The organism is Jutongia sp. SJQ-6 (assembly GCF_054161275.1).
In genome coordinates this window covers 2,291,211-2,306,539 of the sequence record NZ_CP195314.1, presented here as the reverse complement: position 1 = coordinate 2,306,539, position 15,329 = coordinate 2,291,211, and the positions used below count along the sequence as shown (strand labels likewise).

The 15,329-nt window shown below is 39.4% G+C and carries 22 protein-coding genes and 4 pseudogenes; all 26 read right to left on the bottom strand.

Annotation, left to right across the window (positions count from 1 at the left end):
* Positions 1-214: 214 nt before the first annotated feature.
* Entirely contained in the window at positions 215-475 is a 261-nt protein-coding gene (locus tag ACSAJE_RS10495) for a hypothetical protein (protein WP_118506972.1), read from the bottom strand.
* Between the two features lie 61 nt (positions 476-536).
* Positions 537-1,001, bottom strand: coding sequence for a low molecular weight protein-tyrosine-phosphatase (locus ACSAJE_RS10490; RefSeq protein ID WP_458009014.1), 465 nt, complete (start codon positions 999-1,001; stop codon positions 537-539).
* A gap of 174 nt (positions 1,002-1,175) precedes the next feature.
* On the bottom strand, positions 1,176-2,267 hold the full coding sequence (locus tag ACSAJE_RS10485; protein WP_458009013.1) for an LPO_1073/Vpar_1526 family protein: 1,092 nt from the start codon (positions 2,265-2,267) through the stop codon (positions 1,176-1,178).
* Complete coding sequence (locus ACSAJE_RS10480) at positions 2,254-2,535, bottom strand: hypothetical protein (protein WP_118004300.1); 282 nt, start codon at positions 2,533-2,535, stop codon at positions 2,254-2,256. Before ACSAJE_RS10480 ends, ACSAJE_RS10485 begins: the two co-directional genes overlap by 14 nt.
* Before the next feature lie 138 nt (positions 2,536-2,673).
* Positions 2,674-3,546: pseudogene (locus tag ACSAJE_RS10475) on the bottom strand (tyrosine-type recombinase/integrase); the annotation flags it as partial.
* Positions 3,506-3,853: an AlkZ-related protein gene (locus tag ACSAJE_RS10470; protein WP_458010067.1), complete on the bottom strand. Its 348-nt coding sequence runs from the start codon at positions 3,851-3,853 to the stop codon at positions 3,506-3,508. The pseudogene ACSAJE_RS10475 and the gene ACSAJE_RS10470, both read right to left, overlap by 41 nt.
* A gap of 41 nt (positions 3,854-3,894) precedes the next feature.
* Positions 3,895-4,179 (bottom strand): peptide deformylase, encoded by a 285-nt coding sequence (locus ACSAJE_RS10465; RefSeq protein ID WP_458009012.1) that lies wholly within the window; start codon positions 4,177-4,179, stop codon positions 3,895-3,897.
* A pseudogene (locus ACSAJE_RS10460) lies at positions 4,179-4,406 on the bottom strand (arsenate reductase family protein); the annotation flags it as partial. The gene ACSAJE_RS10465 and the pseudogene ACSAJE_RS10460, both read right to left, overlap by 1 nt.
* Positions 4,352-4,609, bottom strand: coding sequence for an aspartate dehydrogenase (locus ACSAJE_RS10455; RefSeq protein ID WP_458009011.1), 258 nt, complete (start codon positions 4,607-4,609; stop codon positions 4,352-4,354). The gene ACSAJE_RS10455 and the pseudogene ACSAJE_RS10460, both read right to left, overlap by 55 nt.
* A complete protein-coding gene (locus ACSAJE_RS10450; protein ID WP_458009010.1) occupies positions 4,596-5,069 on the bottom strand; it encodes a YaiI/YqxD family protein in 474 nt (157 codons plus the stop codon). Before ACSAJE_RS10450 ends, ACSAJE_RS10455 begins: the two co-directional genes overlap by 14 nt.
* Positions 5,070-5,117: 48 nt before the next feature.
* Complete coding sequence (locus ACSAJE_RS10445) at positions 5,118-5,333, bottom strand: DUF4186 family protein (RefSeq protein ID WP_458009009.1); 216 nt, start codon at positions 5,331-5,333, stop codon at positions 5,118-5,120.
* A complete protein-coding gene (locus ACSAJE_RS10440) occupies positions 5,282-5,467 on the bottom strand; it encodes a DUF4186 family protein (RefSeq protein ID WP_458009008.1) in 186 nt (61 codons plus the stop codon). The genes ACSAJE_RS10445 and ACSAJE_RS10440 overlap by 52 nt, the downstream gene beginning before the upstream one ends.
* Positions 5,468-5,714: 247 nt before the next feature.
* Positions 5,715-5,990, bottom strand: coding sequence for a hypothetical protein (locus ACSAJE_RS10435; RefSeq protein WP_458009007.1), 276 nt, complete (start codon positions 5,988-5,990; stop codon positions 5,715-5,717).
* A 38-nt stretch (positions 5,991-6,028) separates the two neighbouring features.
* Positions 6,029-7,165 (bottom strand): AAA family ATPase, encoded by a 1,137-nt coding sequence (locus tag ACSAJE_RS10430; RefSeq protein ID WP_458009006.1) that lies wholly within the window; start codon positions 7,163-7,165, stop codon positions 6,029-6,031.
* Positions 7,158-7,940, bottom strand: a complete 783-nt coding sequence (locus ACSAJE_RS10425; protein WP_458009005.1) for a DUF6414 family protein — start codon at positions 7,938-7,940, stop codon at positions 7,158-7,160. Before ACSAJE_RS10425 ends, ACSAJE_RS10430 begins: the two co-directional genes overlap by 8 nt.
* A gap of 3 nt (positions 7,941-7,943) precedes the next feature.
* A pseudogene (locus ACSAJE_RS10420) lies at positions 7,944-8,795 on the bottom strand (BREX system Lon protease-like protein BrxL); the annotation flags it as partial.
* Positions 8,796-8,908: 113 nt separating this feature from the next.
* On the bottom strand, positions 8,909-9,214 hold the full coding sequence (locus ACSAJE_RS10415) for a GHKL domain-containing protein (protein ID WP_458009004.1): 306 nt from the start codon (positions 9,212-9,214) through the stop codon (positions 8,909-8,911).
* 177 nt (positions 9,215-9,391) lie between these two features.
* Positions 9,392-9,640 (bottom strand): annotated as a pseudogene (locus ACSAJE_RS10410) (hypothetical protein); the annotation flags it as partial.
* An 80-nt stretch (positions 9,641-9,720) separates the two neighbouring features.
* On the bottom strand, positions 9,721-10,638 hold the full coding sequence (locus ACSAJE_RS10405) for a serine hydrolase domain-containing protein (RefSeq protein ID WP_458009003.1): 918 nt from the start codon (positions 10,636-10,638) through the stop codon (positions 9,721-9,723).
* A 106-nt stretch (positions 10,639-10,744) separates the two neighbouring features.
* Positions 10,745-10,900, bottom strand: a complete 156-nt coding sequence (locus tag ACSAJE_RS10400; protein ID WP_458009002.1) for a hypothetical protein — start codon at positions 10,898-10,900, stop codon at positions 10,745-10,747.
* A 20-nt stretch (positions 10,901-10,920) separates the two neighbouring features.
* A complete protein-coding gene (locus ACSAJE_RS10395; protein WP_458009001.1) occupies positions 10,921-11,130 on the bottom strand; it encodes a hypothetical protein in 210 nt (69 codons plus the stop codon).
* A gap of 395 nt (positions 11,131-11,525) precedes the next feature.
* The gene (locus ACSAJE_RS10390; RefSeq protein WP_458009000.1) at positions 11,526-12,443 is read right to left on the bottom strand and encodes a nucleoside hydrolase; all 918 of its coding nucleotides are present in this window, start codon (positions 12,441-12,443) and stop codon (positions 11,526-11,528) included.
* Positions 12,444-12,457: 14 nt separating this feature from the next.
* Positions 12,458-12,604 (bottom strand): hypothetical protein, encoded by a 147-nt coding sequence (locus ACSAJE_RS10385; RefSeq protein WP_458008999.1) that lies wholly within the window; start codon positions 12,602-12,604, stop codon positions 12,458-12,460.
* Between the two features lie 18 nt (positions 12,605-12,622).
* Positions 12,623-13,006, bottom strand: a complete 384-nt coding sequence (locus tag ACSAJE_RS10380) for a PH domain-containing protein (protein WP_118507642.1) — start codon at positions 13,004-13,006, stop codon at positions 12,623-12,625.
* Between the two features lie 214 nt (positions 13,007-13,220).
* Positions 13,221-14,015 (bottom strand): helix-turn-helix domain-containing protein, encoded by a 795-nt coding sequence (locus tag ACSAJE_RS10375; RefSeq protein ID WP_458008998.1) that lies wholly within the window; start codon positions 14,013-14,015, stop codon positions 13,221-13,223.
* A 272-nt stretch (positions 14,016-14,287) separates the two neighbouring features.
* A complete protein-coding gene (galE, locus tag ACSAJE_RS10370) occupies positions 14,288-15,283 on the bottom strand; it encodes a UDP-glucose 4-epimerase GalE (RefSeq protein ID WP_458008997.1) in 996 nt (331 codons plus the stop codon).
* Positions 15,284-15,329: the final 46 nt, after the last annotated feature.

Sequence of the window (15,329 nt, the reverse complement as noted above, 5' to 3'; positions counted from 1 at the left end):
ACAAAAAAAAACTTGCGCCCTTATAACATCGATTTCTGTTCATCAAACGCAAGCATTATCAATTGTATCATAAAAATTCTCAAAAAGCAAGAAAAATGCTATATATGTGGGAATTCCAGCAAATTCATTAAAATATTTTTCGACAATTTCTAATGTATTTTCCTAAAATCGGAGCACGCTACCCCAAAAAATATGCCAGGACCAGAAATCATTTTTAGGAATGCCAATATGGTTTCTGGTCTTTGTGCGAAAATCCGCGCAAAGTTTCTTGATAGGCGGCGATTTTGTGTTGATACTCTGCAATCTGTTTGTCCTTTAATCGTCCCTTGTCCGACAACTCTTGAAACTTCTGTTCCAAAAGAACAAACGCCTCCTGCGCTGCATCCTTGTAATTATTGGCAATATTCGAGTCAATCTCCTGCACTATCGTCTCTAACTCCTTATTTTTGCCGAGTCCATGTATAAATTCAAACATCTTTACCTCTTTTCTATACTTCCCATCTTATAACTTTCCCTGTCTTATAGCTTTCCCTGTCTTATAACTTTCCCTGCTCCCGTAAATATGCCAAAAATCCTTCACACCCATCCAACACATCTCGATACGTTTCATCAAAATTGCCCGTATACCATGGGTCCGCAATCTCACCGGGACGATCTGTGAAGTCCAACAAAAGAGACACCTTCTGCTCCGGATCCTTCCCAAAAATCCGCATCATATTGCGGTAGTTCCATTGATCCATTCCGATGATATGATCAAAGTTGCGGTAATCACTTTTTCGTACCTGCTTGGCATAATGTTCCAAAACAGGGACTCCAACCTGTCGTAACTTTGCGACCGTTCCGTGGTGCGGCCCATTGCCAATCTCCTCTGTGCTTGTCGCCATGGAATCAATGTAAAAATTATCTGTGTATCCGGCACAGTTTACAAGGTCCTGTAGGACGAACTGCGCCATTGTGCTGCGGCAGATATTGCCGTGGCAGATGAAAAGTACACGAATCATAATTTTTTCTCCTCTCAAAATGCGCTGACCTGCTGCCATCTGCAGCGATTTGCATGGTGTTAATTCTTCTTTATGTATCGGTCATTTCTGTACATAAAATGCAAAACTTAGCAAAATATTGCAAGATGTGTACAGCAAAAGTAGTAAAAACGGAGTAAAAAGTGGGTGGGGTTACTACTCAAGAATATCTGGTAATTCGGGAATGCATCGTTTTGCATTAATATATGCAATTATTTTTCCTACTCCTGTAATAGAGAACGCACCACTAATAGAATTCCACCATTCCTGCAATGTTTTTAGTGGTTCATGTTCATCAATCAAATTCATAAATCTTTCTTTCACTTTATTCTGTAAATCAACGTTCTTCTCATATAAATTTATTACGTCCCTTAATGCTTCTATCTCTCTTTGATTTATTGATCGTGTACCTAGATTATTAAATATAGATAAACTATTAATATCATCAAGATTTCCAATCTCTAAACGCACATAATCATCCAAAAAAATATTGTCAACTAAAATATTTTTATTTAATCCAATACTTTGTATTATCTGTAATGCACTTTCATATTCTTCTGTTCCTTTCTTTATTCCAACAGACACACATCCATCAAATCTTCTTGTAAAAATATCTTCTATCTTATTCATTTGAGAAAATGGTGTAATTCTGATAACGCCCAATATATCAAGATGATCCAACCAGTCCAAATTACTTGGTAATGATTCATAAATAAGAGCATTATACATTTGACTTAAAACCTCTATACCTTCTTTTGCATTACCTGTGACTGGCCAAAAATTGTCAAGAACAAAAGCTATTGTCAGTGCGCACAACGCATCATTATCTATTGTGTCAATAATATCTACAGCCTTTACTATTCCAGCACGATTTTTTCTATCATTACCTTTTTGAACATGACATACTAACAACTCTGTCAACAAATCATAATCATTTTCTCGTTCTGTAATTGCAGCCTTCTGCTGTGCTTTTCTGAGTAAAACCTGAAATGCCGGATCTGCAAACGCCGGCAACAATCCCTCGACTTGATTGATTTGAGGCATAATTCTTTCTTCAAGTTTATTAACTCTCTCTGTTGCTATCTTTTGTGCTTCCTCCGTATAATTTGCTAGTGCCTGGGGTATCATTTCATTAAATACAGCTCTTGCTCTTTCTTCAGTTATTCCTGCACTATTAATAATAACATTGCCAATTTGTATCTGTTGTGAATCTTTACCCGCCTTTTGTAACTGATTAACTTCTTCCATTTCTAACACCACCAATCTGCGTTTGCTTTGCATTGTTTTTTGCTTTCTGTTCCATATTTACATTTACGTTATAAGATGTATTTGTATCATCTGACTCACCATTTAGTTCAATTGTTTGATTTTGTTCTGATGAATTTCCAGCCTTCTGAATTAATTTTATTTTTTTATGAATTCCTATTTTATACCCCGTAAAACCACCTATTATTGCACCTGCAATAAGTGACACAATAGTTGAACCTATTCCATCAAAAAACCACACATACCACATATAAATACCCTCTTTCTATCCACATAAAATAAGCCAAGCACAATCGCCTGGCTTGGTTCCAAATATAATATTGTTTCTGGCAACTCTGCTATTTTTTATTTTACTACAAAATCACAGATACAGCAACTTGATTTCTCATCAAATTGCCTTAAACATCCTCTGCGACACCGGCTTCTCCCCTTGCGTCCGTTCCAATTCCTTTCTGGCATTCTGCAGGTCTTCCAGCCGCTTCAATTCGTCCTCTGCATCCTCAAGGTCCAAATGCGTATAAGTGTTAAGCGTAACCCCTATATCACTATGCCCCATAAGGTACTGCAGCGTCTTCGGGTTCATTCCAGATTTCGCCATATTACTGCAATACGTGTGGCGGCAAATATGCAGCGTAATATTCGGCATCTGAACTCGATAGATATCATTATATCGCTTCACCATATGATTAAACCGATGTTCCCAGTGCATTGCCACCAGTGGCAGGCCTTTGTCATCCACAAACAGGAAACCGGTATATCCATCCACCACCTTTTCTACCTTTGGTTTCTCCCTATCCTCAATGATTGCCTGGAAGCATTTCGCAACATCCTCTGTTATCGGCAGTTTCCTTGTGCCGGCAGATGTCTTTGTCGGCTCAATCACTAAGGTCATATCGGATAAGCGTTGAAGCTGATGGTCTATATTCACAATCCTGTTTTCCAAATCGATATCTTTAATCGTAAGGCCGCAAAATTCTGAAATTCGCATACCGGTATGGAAAAGTATATATACCACTTCATATTATTTGCAGTATACATTATCGTCATGGACAAACTTTAAAAACTTACGCATTTGTTCTCGCGTTAACGCTTCTCTGGTAACACTGTCATTTACCACCACCCCGGCAAGTTCAAAGCCAAATGGATTTTTATGAAGCACATCATCGTCCACAGCCATTTGAAAGGCTGGTCTCAATACGCCACGCACTGTTTTTACTGTACTATACCTTTTTCCATCCTGCTGCAGCTTTATCAGAAGCATCAATATCATAACCATCCCTACGATAATTAGCAAATACAGGAAGCCATTTCTTTGAAATAAATCCAGCTTTCTTGTCAAAAAATTTGCCATATACTATATCTTTGCCTCTTGCAATTACAGTTCTCCAAATCCATGGATCTTTGTCAACATCATCACACCACCAATATTCAGGAACCGTCCGCTCTTCCAACGAAAACCCTGGTATGTCATTCTTGAATAAAGGCAAGAAACCTATTTTGTTAATATGTTCTGTTGCTTCTTCCACAGTATGTATGCACTCCGGATCGTACCAATCCACACCATACATAACCCATGTGCCCGATTCGTTTCCCATTAGATACTCCTGTTCTATATCACAATACCATTACAATGATCAATCTCATGCTGAATTATCTGTGCCATCCAGCCGGAATATTTCCCATGCTGCTTTTTAAAGCTCTGGTCAAGATAATCCACCTCTATCTCCTGGTATCTGGTGCATGAACGAACGCCTTCTAACGACAGGCATCCTTCCTCTGTCTCATTAGCGCATAGCGTATCAAGCAAATCTGTTACCAGCTGTTTATCTGCATCTGTCGCATCCACAGATTTCTGTGCAAGAAATAATGGATCTTTTACTATTTTCTTTATCATTAACTCCATCCTTTCCAGACATCCGGCTGATATCCAAGTATAGACTGCTTTCCATTCCTTACAACCGGAGTTTTGATTACCTGCGGATTCTCAAGTACTTTTTCCAACTTGTCCTCATCAGCAATATATTTAATGAGTGCAAGTAAATCTTTATCTTTGCCATCCCAGTTGATCATATTGTCCAGACCGCCATTGACCTGAGCAACAGAATTAAATTCTCCTTTGCTATTTCTTCATCTATTCCATACATAGACTTAAATTTTTCAAGATCTGCTGAACTCTTTATCAGCATAACCTCTTCTATCTTACCTGTATGTATATCCTTAAATCCTGCAACCTGCTCGCCACTACAAATGCTGGCTTTGATTACAGGCTTCTTATTTTCCTTGTCATAAGACTGCAACACGCTTTTCTTCTTAAACAGTCCCATCTTGCTCACCTTCTCTCGCCTGTGCCATCAGCACAAGCTTCTCAAATGACTGTGCAAATCTCTCATCATCTTCATTCGTCCGCTTCTTTGGTCCCTTAATATGATTCTTTGAAGACCCCCGTCTTGCTTTCTTGTTCAAATGCCCCTCCATCAACATGCGGTCGATATTCTCATCTGTGTACCATTTGCCAGACTGATGAATTGCATATGCACCTTTACCAAGAGCCATTGCGGCAACACCATAGTCCTGAGATACAACAATATCTCCTCTGTGACAAATGCTTATCAGCTTATAGTCAACAGCATCTGCCCCTGCACCAACCACAATCACTTCACAGTAATCGGAACACAGCACATGATTGGTATCGCACAGCAATGTAGTGGGAATATTATATTTTTCAGCAATCGTCTCAACAATGTCCACCACCGGACATGCATCCGCATCTACAAATATTTGCATATTATCAAATCCTAATCCAATTTGTGCAGACGGTCTGCACAAATTACTTCATTCACTCTCAAGTTCTTTCTGTATCCAAGTCATAATCACATCCACAAGATAATCCTGTTGCACCTGACTTAATTTCCTGCCCAGCTGCATTTTATGCCATTTTCTGATACACTCCCGACAGCAAGTTGCTGTTGCATGTTGTGCTATAAATACCGGATGGTCTACGCTCCGCTTCGGTCGGTGCAAAGCCGATGTCCACTGGACATCGTGCACCCTTGGGTTGGTGTTTGCTTGCCATCATTCGGAATAAATGCCGGAGCTTCACGCTTTGCTATAAAATCCTGTGCGTGTTGCCTTATCACATCCAACCCCTTTACATTGATGTAATCAATATTCTTTTGCTTCAAATGAAAACTTCTCCTAAACCTCGAGGCTTCAAGATGTTCAAAAAGCTGTTTATACCATTCAGCCTTAGTCATTAGAATTTCACAACTTCCGGATCATGCGGAAATGATGAAAATGTTGCTGTAGCGTTTCTAAAATAGAATGCCTCTGTATTGCCATCATCTGCCGAATACATTTTCTGTAAAGAAGGATATGCATCAAGCATAGACTGTCTTGCTTCTACTCTGTCGTCCTCAATCAGTTCACCAGCTACACGAAACCACTCACCTTCTTATAAGCAGTCCCAACAACATGTTTTATTTTATCTTTTTCACTTACGCCAAATACGAGCCAATCATACTGCTGATTTCTAAGATTCGCCTCATTGCTGATTTCAGAAAAATAACATCCAATTTTATCTGCATCATATCCGCCTTTTGCCTCTTTTAACTCTACGATTTCATGCTCCCAGCGTTCCATTAAATCTTCTAATATCTCATAGTATTCAACATTACTTGCATTTTTATCATAGTCAAAAAATTTCACCTGATCACCTTCCTTCTATTTGTACAGACCTGCTTTCTTTACTTTCCTAATAATGAATTTTCAAAAGCAATAGTTGCAAACACTTTCTCTATTAGGTTTCTGATTTCACGAACACTCTCCAATAGTTCCATTTTTGCATGTAATCTTTCAATTATTTCGGAATCAACGGTAATTTTATATTTTTTACCTATCTCCTCCACAACTAAATCACATATATGTACCTTAGACTCAATGGACAATTCTTCAAAATAAATAACTGCATTAAATCTATTGAAGATGGCTTCGCCTAGATTCTTTATAATTTCCTCACGAGATGTATAGTTTGTCGTGCAAATTATGATTACATTTTTTAATTCAAGATAGTAGTTAGTATCCTCGTATATTCCATCATCAAATAACTGATAAAATGCGCTATGAAATATTGGATTGGCCTTATCAAACTCATCCAATAAAATCACATCCGACTCACGTCCTAGTAAATCTTTTGCAAAACTCTTTTCATGATGGTTTCCACCAAACAAATAATTTGAAAATTGGTTATTTTGGAACATAGAGAACTGTTGTCTGAACAATTTTCCACCTATTAACTCTGCTAAATATTTAGCAGTCTCCGTCTTACCAATCCCTGGCTTGCCACAGAATAACAAAACCAACGGTTTGTTACGATTAGCAGAAATCGTCCTAGAATAAAGCAATGGCAATAATTCCTTCTTTACAACATTCTGTCCAACTATATGTTCATCATATAATTGATTAAACTCCTTAAGTTTTCTAGGTGTTATATGATTGTATTTTTCATATTCTATCTTAATAATGTTCTTTTCTTTAGGATAGAGAATTTCAAGCTGATTTCGAATCTGCTTTGGCGGATTTTGTAAAATCAGGGTATTAACATCAATCTCTCCTAAAAAATTAGCAAAATTCATGATAACATGCTCTTGAACACCACTATATTCGCCTTCATCTGCAACAAGAATGTCAGCAGATGGTTTCTTGGTGATATCCTCTACCATCTTGTCGGACTCATTATCCTTTGGCATATTAGCAATAAACATTATATTTTTGCGCTTTTGCTCATCTAATTCATTTACTACTTCCGTTAAGTTTCTATAAGTTGAAGGACGATTTTTGTCGAACCATTTTTTGCTCCCGTAATAAATCTTAACCTTATTCACGTATTACACCTGCCAATACAATATCATATACATTGAGTTCTTTGCTCGAAGTCTTTTCCTGACTAGAACCATTAATAATTTCATCTACAGAAATAGTTTCTTGCATCGTACTTGTAGTGACCGTAAATTCATTTTCAATGGAGAGCTGTTCCTTTGTGCATGTTCCAACTTTAACTCCATAATAGACAAGGTTCATTTTCGCAAGATCCGCTAGATGATATCGATTTTTAAATCCTGCGATATTAAATCGCAACACATTTTTAGGTTCTTTTTCATCCAGTAATAACATGGCATAATATCCACGCTCACCCAGAATGGCATCATTTAATTTTTCCATATCTATTGGCAGTTGGTCTTTAGGTACAATATTTAAATATGAACTGTACATTCTATATAGGGCAATGGAATTGGCTGGTGCATAGACACCACCAACTCCAAATTTCTTTACGTCTGAATCACCACTTGCCGCAGAAATATAATCTGTCAAAAGCGTATTTTTCAATGTGCTTCCAACAATATTTGAGAGACTTCCTTGTGCATCAGCTTTAATTTCACCAGATAGTGCTGCCTTAATTACATTAAAAAGATTGAATCCTCCTTGTGCTTTTGCATCTATCTCTGCTATTATTTTTGCTATCTTTTCTTTGTTTTCTTCTGTTGTCCAATCAAGACGACCACCGTTTGTAATATCAATATAATCTTGAGCGGCATCCTCATCAAAATATACAACTTTCAGAAACTCAACTTTACTATCGTTATCTTTTTTATTTGCCATGGTTTACTCCACCCCCCCCAATGCCTTGAATACAGCATCCTCTGCACTCTGATATGGAATCAGCTGAAATGCACTCATCAAATCTGGTGGCACAGTTGCAAAGTCTACCATAGAAGTTGCAGGAATCAACACTCTCTTTGCACCACTATCCAAACATACCTGCAGTGCATTGGCCAACTCCTCAACCTTTATCATCGTTCCGCTAATACTGATTTCTCCAAGCACTACCAATGAACCTAGTGCCGGTCTTCCAAGTGCGATGGAACATAATGCAATCAATGTAGGAAGTGCAAGGGTGCTTGTCATTCCAGTACCCTGTAAATCCTGGTAGTTGATAATATAATCCTTCATGGTTGTACTGATACTACCACTGATTCTACTGCCATTTGCCTTTAAGAAATTAAATGCAGTATTGGATGCTTCCTTGGCATCCCTATCCGTACCGATGCCAGTACGCTCAAACTTTCCATTTCCTGGCAACATCTGTGATTCCAAGCGGAACACACTAATCATTCCAGACTTGCCATGTGATACAGTATAAATCTGTCCTGGGTTGCAGACACCTTCTGGTATCAGCTTACCACCACCTTGTTCTGGTACAGAAACATAATGCTCGGACATATCTTCCAAATCTATGTATGAGAAATTCACATCATAGAATTCCATACCTCCGAGTTTCTTCAACCGCTCCTTGACTCTTCGTCTCATCTCCAAAGAGATACGAAAAACCTCTTCCAGTTCTTCCTTGGAGAACTTTCCATCTGGGTACATCAGTTTCAGATAACCTCCTACCATCTTGCGGACAGCGATGGTATCTCTCTGATTCAGATTCTTACCCAATCTGAAATATTTATCTCCCCTTATAATAGCAAAATATGGTTAAAAGTCAATTACCCTTGCAGAAAGTGGACCTTTTTTTGCAGAAAACGGCAATAGTAATGCCTAGACAACCTTCTTCTTCATTGCTTTCATGCAGGAATAATAATGGAAAAATAGAATTCTTTATTCTTATCTTCAATGACATATGAGCCGCCATATTTCTCAATGATTTTTATCACGTTCTTAATTCCTATACCATGTTCATCTACGTCTGATGTTTTCGTAGACTTTATCTCACCATTCTCATATATATTATCATAATTAAAGGTATTCTTAACCGCAACGATTATCATGTCATCTTCTTTTACAAACTTGAACTTAATTACCTTTTTATCCTCACATGTCCCACACGCTTCAATAGCATTATTCAGAAGATTTGAAAGGATAATAACCACATGCCTTCGGCAATATTGCCTAGTGTAAAGTCAATATTGACAGAAATCAATAATTGAAATTATTGTATCTCCATTTGCTAACGCTTACCTTGAATATAAAAACCCTCTTGAACTGAATTTTTATCCAGTCCAAGAGGATTTTCTCTTTTTTACTTTTCTTGCAAACAGCCTAAAAGATTATAACTTTTCTAACTTTTCCAAAAACGCGACATAAAATTCCCGTTCTTTAATACAAGCTTGCTGAACCTCTATACTTTTGGGAGTGTATACTACCGGGTGATCCAAATTATAAAGTGCTTGTTTCGTTGCCTGGATTGCATATTCTGTTGTATTGCCCAAAATATCCAGATTATCCACATCTCCTTCTCCCTTAAGCTGTTTGTTAAGTCTTTGCACCATCATTTGTGATATGTGGCTTAACATTCCCTAAAAGCCTTGATTTTAAGCCTTTTCAGCCGAAAGTACGGTTTCTGGGCAAATTATAGCATATTGTTGCAAGTCTATTCTTACAATTCCATCAGAAAATGTTCATGCAGCGCACGTTTCACCTGATCGAAATCACCTCGCTCCGGACATTGGATGGAAACAACCAATCCCTTCTCTGGGAGAATCGTTGTAATCTGTCCGAATGCGCCATCAGCACGATAGGATCCTGGATATGGACTGATCCAGAACTGATAGCCATATCCTACATGCCAGAGATCTGCAGATGGCTCAAAGGTAAATTTCGGGGTGGACACCTCCTGCACCCAGTCCCTGCTGACAATCTGCTCGCCCTTCCAGTTACCCTCAGCCAGATAGAGCTGTCCCAGTTTCATCATCTCGGTACAAGTCAGATACATACCTCCGCCGCCATTCGGATGTCCCTGTGGATCATGCTCCCAGAGCGGCCATCCCATATCAAGAGGCTGGAATACCTTCTCATACAGATACTCTCCCATCCGCTTGCCAACGGCCCGTTCTACCATATGAGCAGCCAGAATACTGTCGGCAGAGGAATAGCAGAATGCACTGCCTGGCTCCACAGGAACCGGCTGTGCCATCATATATTTCTCATAATCCGGTGCGCCGACGCCCGGACGTCTGTCCCCATTCATCAGAAGTGCCTTACCAAAGCCACTGGACATGCAGAGCAGATGTTTCAACTGAATCTTCTCCAGATTTGGATCCGGATTTGAAGGAAGTTTATCTTTAAACACTTCCGCCACATGATCTTCCAGGCTTAGTTTTCCCTCTTCCATTGCGAGTCCAACTGCTGTTACCGTAAAACTCTTGGTATGTGAATAAATATTTCTCGGTGCATTTGCTGCGTAGTGCATCTCACAGAGTACCTTGTTCTCATCTCCGACACTGATAGCTTCCAGCGGCAGATTGTGGCTGCTGACATAACGATGAAATTCCAAAAACTTCTCTTCCAGTAACATAATACCTCTATCCTTTCTGGCAAATCTCTGATGTCAGTCCGATATAACCGGTGCGACGTGTCGCACGGTTAAAACCAATCTATCTGACATCTCCAATATGGTTCTATTATCTCATACACATCTCTGCACCTGTCGGCAGGGGCATCAGCGGTGCGGACGGCAGGGTCTGATACCAATAAGCAACACTGGTGTAATCATCGTAATGCGGTCCGGTCCAGCCCATGTTGTCGAGTGTCATATCACTATAACATTTATCTCCCATGAAGTGACGGAATTACAAAATCATTCCGTCTGCGCCTTCTCATTTTCTTCCCGGATAATCTCCTTTAATTCTTTTCGCATCACATCCAGTGGAGCCTTCTGTCCGGTCCATAATTCGATCTGAGCAGCCCTCTGGAACTGGACATAACCAAGACCATTCAGGATTTTGCACCCCTTCTTCTCAGCCTTATTCAAGCGCTTAAACTGATTATACCATAAATCTATGAACAAAGTTTATCTGTAAAGAAAATTGATACAGAGTTTTTCAAAATCGGTCCATCTGCTCCTGGGTAGCCGCCTGTACAGGATTCTGGTTTAGCCATGGCTGGTAATATGCCGGGTAAATGGCAATACCTCATAGCAATGGGGCAACAGACAATACTGTGCATGCAGCAAAACTGTTCTTAGATTCTGAGCCAGAGGTAAACAAACCAGCCACCGCCTTGCGGCTCTGCCCTTGATGGTACAAAAAAGAACTGCCACGCATAACGCTTTGTAATCCCGCATAGAAACATATGAAAGTCTTTCCTTTTTATGTTGCAAGTTTATTATTGTAAACCTTGTGTTTGGTTTACAATAATAGACCTGTATTGTCAAGAAAATCCTGTGTATAAGTTTTCTATATTTTATCCGTACAATATTTGAAGCTTGCTGATAAAATCCTCAATAATAAAGCGTGAATTGATCGATGTGTATACTCTGATCTGCGGACTGTTCTCCGGATAGCGATAAGAGGTATCCTCCTGTACCTCCGGTGCTTTGCAGTACATAAAGCTGCCGCAATTTGGTTCCAGGGTCACTCCTACCGCCGGGGAGTCTCCAAGCGACCAGCTCTCTCCCGCCGACCACGAGGCGTTTTCTGTTTCATAAAATGATATGAGATTTTCGTACAATAATCTGCCGATCTCGCCATAAGGAGCGATCCGTCGTTGTATTTCTCCAAAACCAATATGCATGGTTCCGTAAACATTGTTGGGAATCATCCATATATCTCCTCCACAGTGAAGCACTGTATTGGCCGCCTCCACATCATTTCCAAAATTAAATTCCCATCCCGGCTTCTCACAACCAATGGGATTGCCTCCAATGCATACTACTGTCATTCTATCCACAATTTCGGACTTTGCCCGGATGGCTTCCGCCACATTTGTAACTGCCCCAATACATAAAACAAACAACGGCTTGTCGTCCTCCTTCATGGCCTCCTCGATGATAAACTGCGCCGCCTCTGTCATGGGTTCCCCCTGATGCTCTGACATTTTGCCGGTCTGTCCCCGAAGCACCGGCACATCTGCCCCCATTGCCTCTGTTACGCGACAGATCATCTCATAGCTCTGTTCCATGCTTCCCTCTGCCACAAAATGTTCCGCACATATTCCCTTGACCTCAAGCATTTTACTCATCAATGCCTGTGCGATTGCAAAAGGATCATCTGCCTCACAGGCGGCATCCGTATCAATGATCACTCGTCTTTTACGGTATTCCTGCACATGATAATGCAGGGAAGCTTTTCTCTGTTCCAGTGTAATTTTACCTGATGACATTTCCTACTCCTTTATCATTTTGCCCATGTTGTTTTATCCCGTTCTCCCTGATAATCAAAAAGTCCGTCGTTTTCCTCCTTGTGGGATGCCACCTTGATCAGAGAACGAAGAACCCTGTCATCCCCGACCTGCTCTGCTTCCAGTCCATCATCCTTCCTCACACCTTATAAGACATTGAATCACAAAACGTACTCAGATAACATCCTGCCAATCTTCCCAATATCTACAGCACCCTTAAATTCAAATTTGGCTGTAAATCCGTTCGTAAACATTACGAATAATTCTGAATCAGGAAACAATTCCATAAATCCCGGTGTCTGAATTGAAAAATACTGAATTTTGGAATACGGCATTGTCGCAAAGGATTTTCTCTTTCCTGTAATCCCCTGCACATCAATAGAAATAATCCTCTTGTTTGTAAATACTAACTGATCGCGAATCGTTTTAAATGCAAACTCCACCTTTTCGTCTGCAATCAATAACCCGTCAACCTCTCCACGTACCTCATCATTGCTAATCGGTTTCAAATTAAAAACACTGTCCTGATTAAAATTTACTGCCATATTTTCCTCCTATCATTCTGTTGTGTTTGTTTACTTTATCTGATATCTCATTGTATCACATACCGTTTTTATCATCTTGTCTTTATATAGTATGATAATTTACCCTCTGCCTTCTGTCAATCGTGCTTGTTGAAAGACCACTGCGTTTGGCAAATCAGTCTTTCTATAACTGTCCTGCCTTTCTATACTTTTTGAATTTCCCACTTCTATCCCCTTACCCATTTCGTCTTTTGTTTTTCCGATATTCACTTGGTACGGTTTTATAGCGTTCTTTAAACACTCTGTTAAATGTTCTCTGACTGTCAAAACCGCTGTCCAGACAGATATTCAGGATCGTATCACTGGTATTTACCAATCTTGTGCATGCATAACTTAATCTGGCATCATTGAGATACTGATTGAAATTACGGTGAAATGTTTTAGAAAACACCCTGGATAATACATACTTGCTCACTCCAAGATCGCGTGCCATATCTTCCAAAGAAAACTGTCTCCTGAAATTTCCTGATATATAAGATACAGTACGATAAATTAAGTCATCACTTCCCACACAACTTTTTTCCACCAATTCCATTTTTCCTATACATCTTGCCAGCACAATTTGAACATAAGCTTGAACAATCATAGGTTCGTTTTCTTCCATTTGGATAATCGCCTGAATTGCATTATAAACATCCGGTTCAATCTGCCCCGCACGAATAACCGGATATTTAGGAGCATATCCTTGTATTTTATCTTTAAGTACTCCTGCAAAAGAAGACGGAACCAAGATATAATCCGCCCGGCTCGTTTTTTCTGAAAACACTTGATAATGATGAATAATATCAGAAAAGACAAATCCGATATCACCCTTTTCCATATGATATAATTCCTGCCCCACTCCCATCTCAAGTGTTCCTTCCGTTACGCACACAATCTCCAATGCATTATGTAAATGTGGAGATACATGTTTTGACACTCTTTGCGCCGCATATACTTCTTCCTTTGTTTCCTTAAACGTCAAATGCATTGATACATCTCCCCTTTATTACTTAATTGTTGATTTCCTCTGCAACATTTGTCTACATTTTCTTTTAATTTGGCAAGCATTCTTATCCAGCCTGTCCTATAATGAACTTGCAAACAAGGAAAGGAGGAATACAAAATGAGCAAATTCAAAAATTATATGAACAACCTTTTAGCTTTCTATGAAGGATACTTTGAGCATGTATATCATGCATAATCTGGCTAAAAGGACTATTTGTGAAAACTGAATACTGAAAAAAGCAGACCACTCCCCCCTCACACATTCTGATATCCATTTGGATGACTTTTATGCCAGTTCCATGCTGTATCTATAATTGTTTCCAAATCTGCATATTGTGGATTCCATCCCAACACTTCCTTTGCTTTCGCACTGGAAACGATCAGCATAGATGGATCTCCTGACCGACGAGGTTCTTCCTTCGCCGGAATCGGATGTCCTGTTACTTTTCTTGCAGTTTCTACAACCTCTTTTACAGTAAATCCCACTCCATTACCAAGATTGAATATATTGCTGTCGTTTCCATCACGAAGATATTTCATAGCAAGAATGTGAGCCTGTGCCAGATCATTTACATGAATATAATCTCTGACACAAGTACCATCTTTCGTATCATAATCGTTTCCAAAAATGGAAATATACTCTCTCTTTCCATTTGGCACCTGCAAAATTAAAGGAATAAGATGTGTTTCCGGATTATGAGCCTCTCCAATCTTTCCATTTGGATGAGCACCACAGGCATTAAAATAACGCAAGGACACAAATCTTAAGTTATGTGCATTTGCCGTCCATTTAAACATTTTTTCCATAGACAATTTTGTTTCACCATAACAATTTGTCGGAAGTGTACGATCCGATTCCATAATAGGAATTCGCTCCGGTTCTCCATATGTTGCCGCCGTAGAAGAAAATACAATCTTGTCCACGCTATGTGCAACCATACTCTCCAACAGCACTTCTGTACCACAAAGATTATTACTATAATATTTTAATGGCTTTATCATACTTTCACCTACTTGCGAATTAGCTGCAAAGTGAATAACTCCATCTATATTTTCTTTATCAAATACCGAATCAATAAAAGCTCGGTTACGAATACCTCCTTCATAAAACTTTGCTTCCGGATGAACCGCTGCTCGAAATCCCGTCTCAAGATTATCTACAACTACCACATCATTTCCTGCTTCGATCAATTCATAAACTGTGTGGGAACCTATATATCCGGCTCCACCTAATACTAAAATGCTACCCATTATCCTGTTCCTCCTTTTCTTTTCCTTTCGTAACAAAAAGCATTGC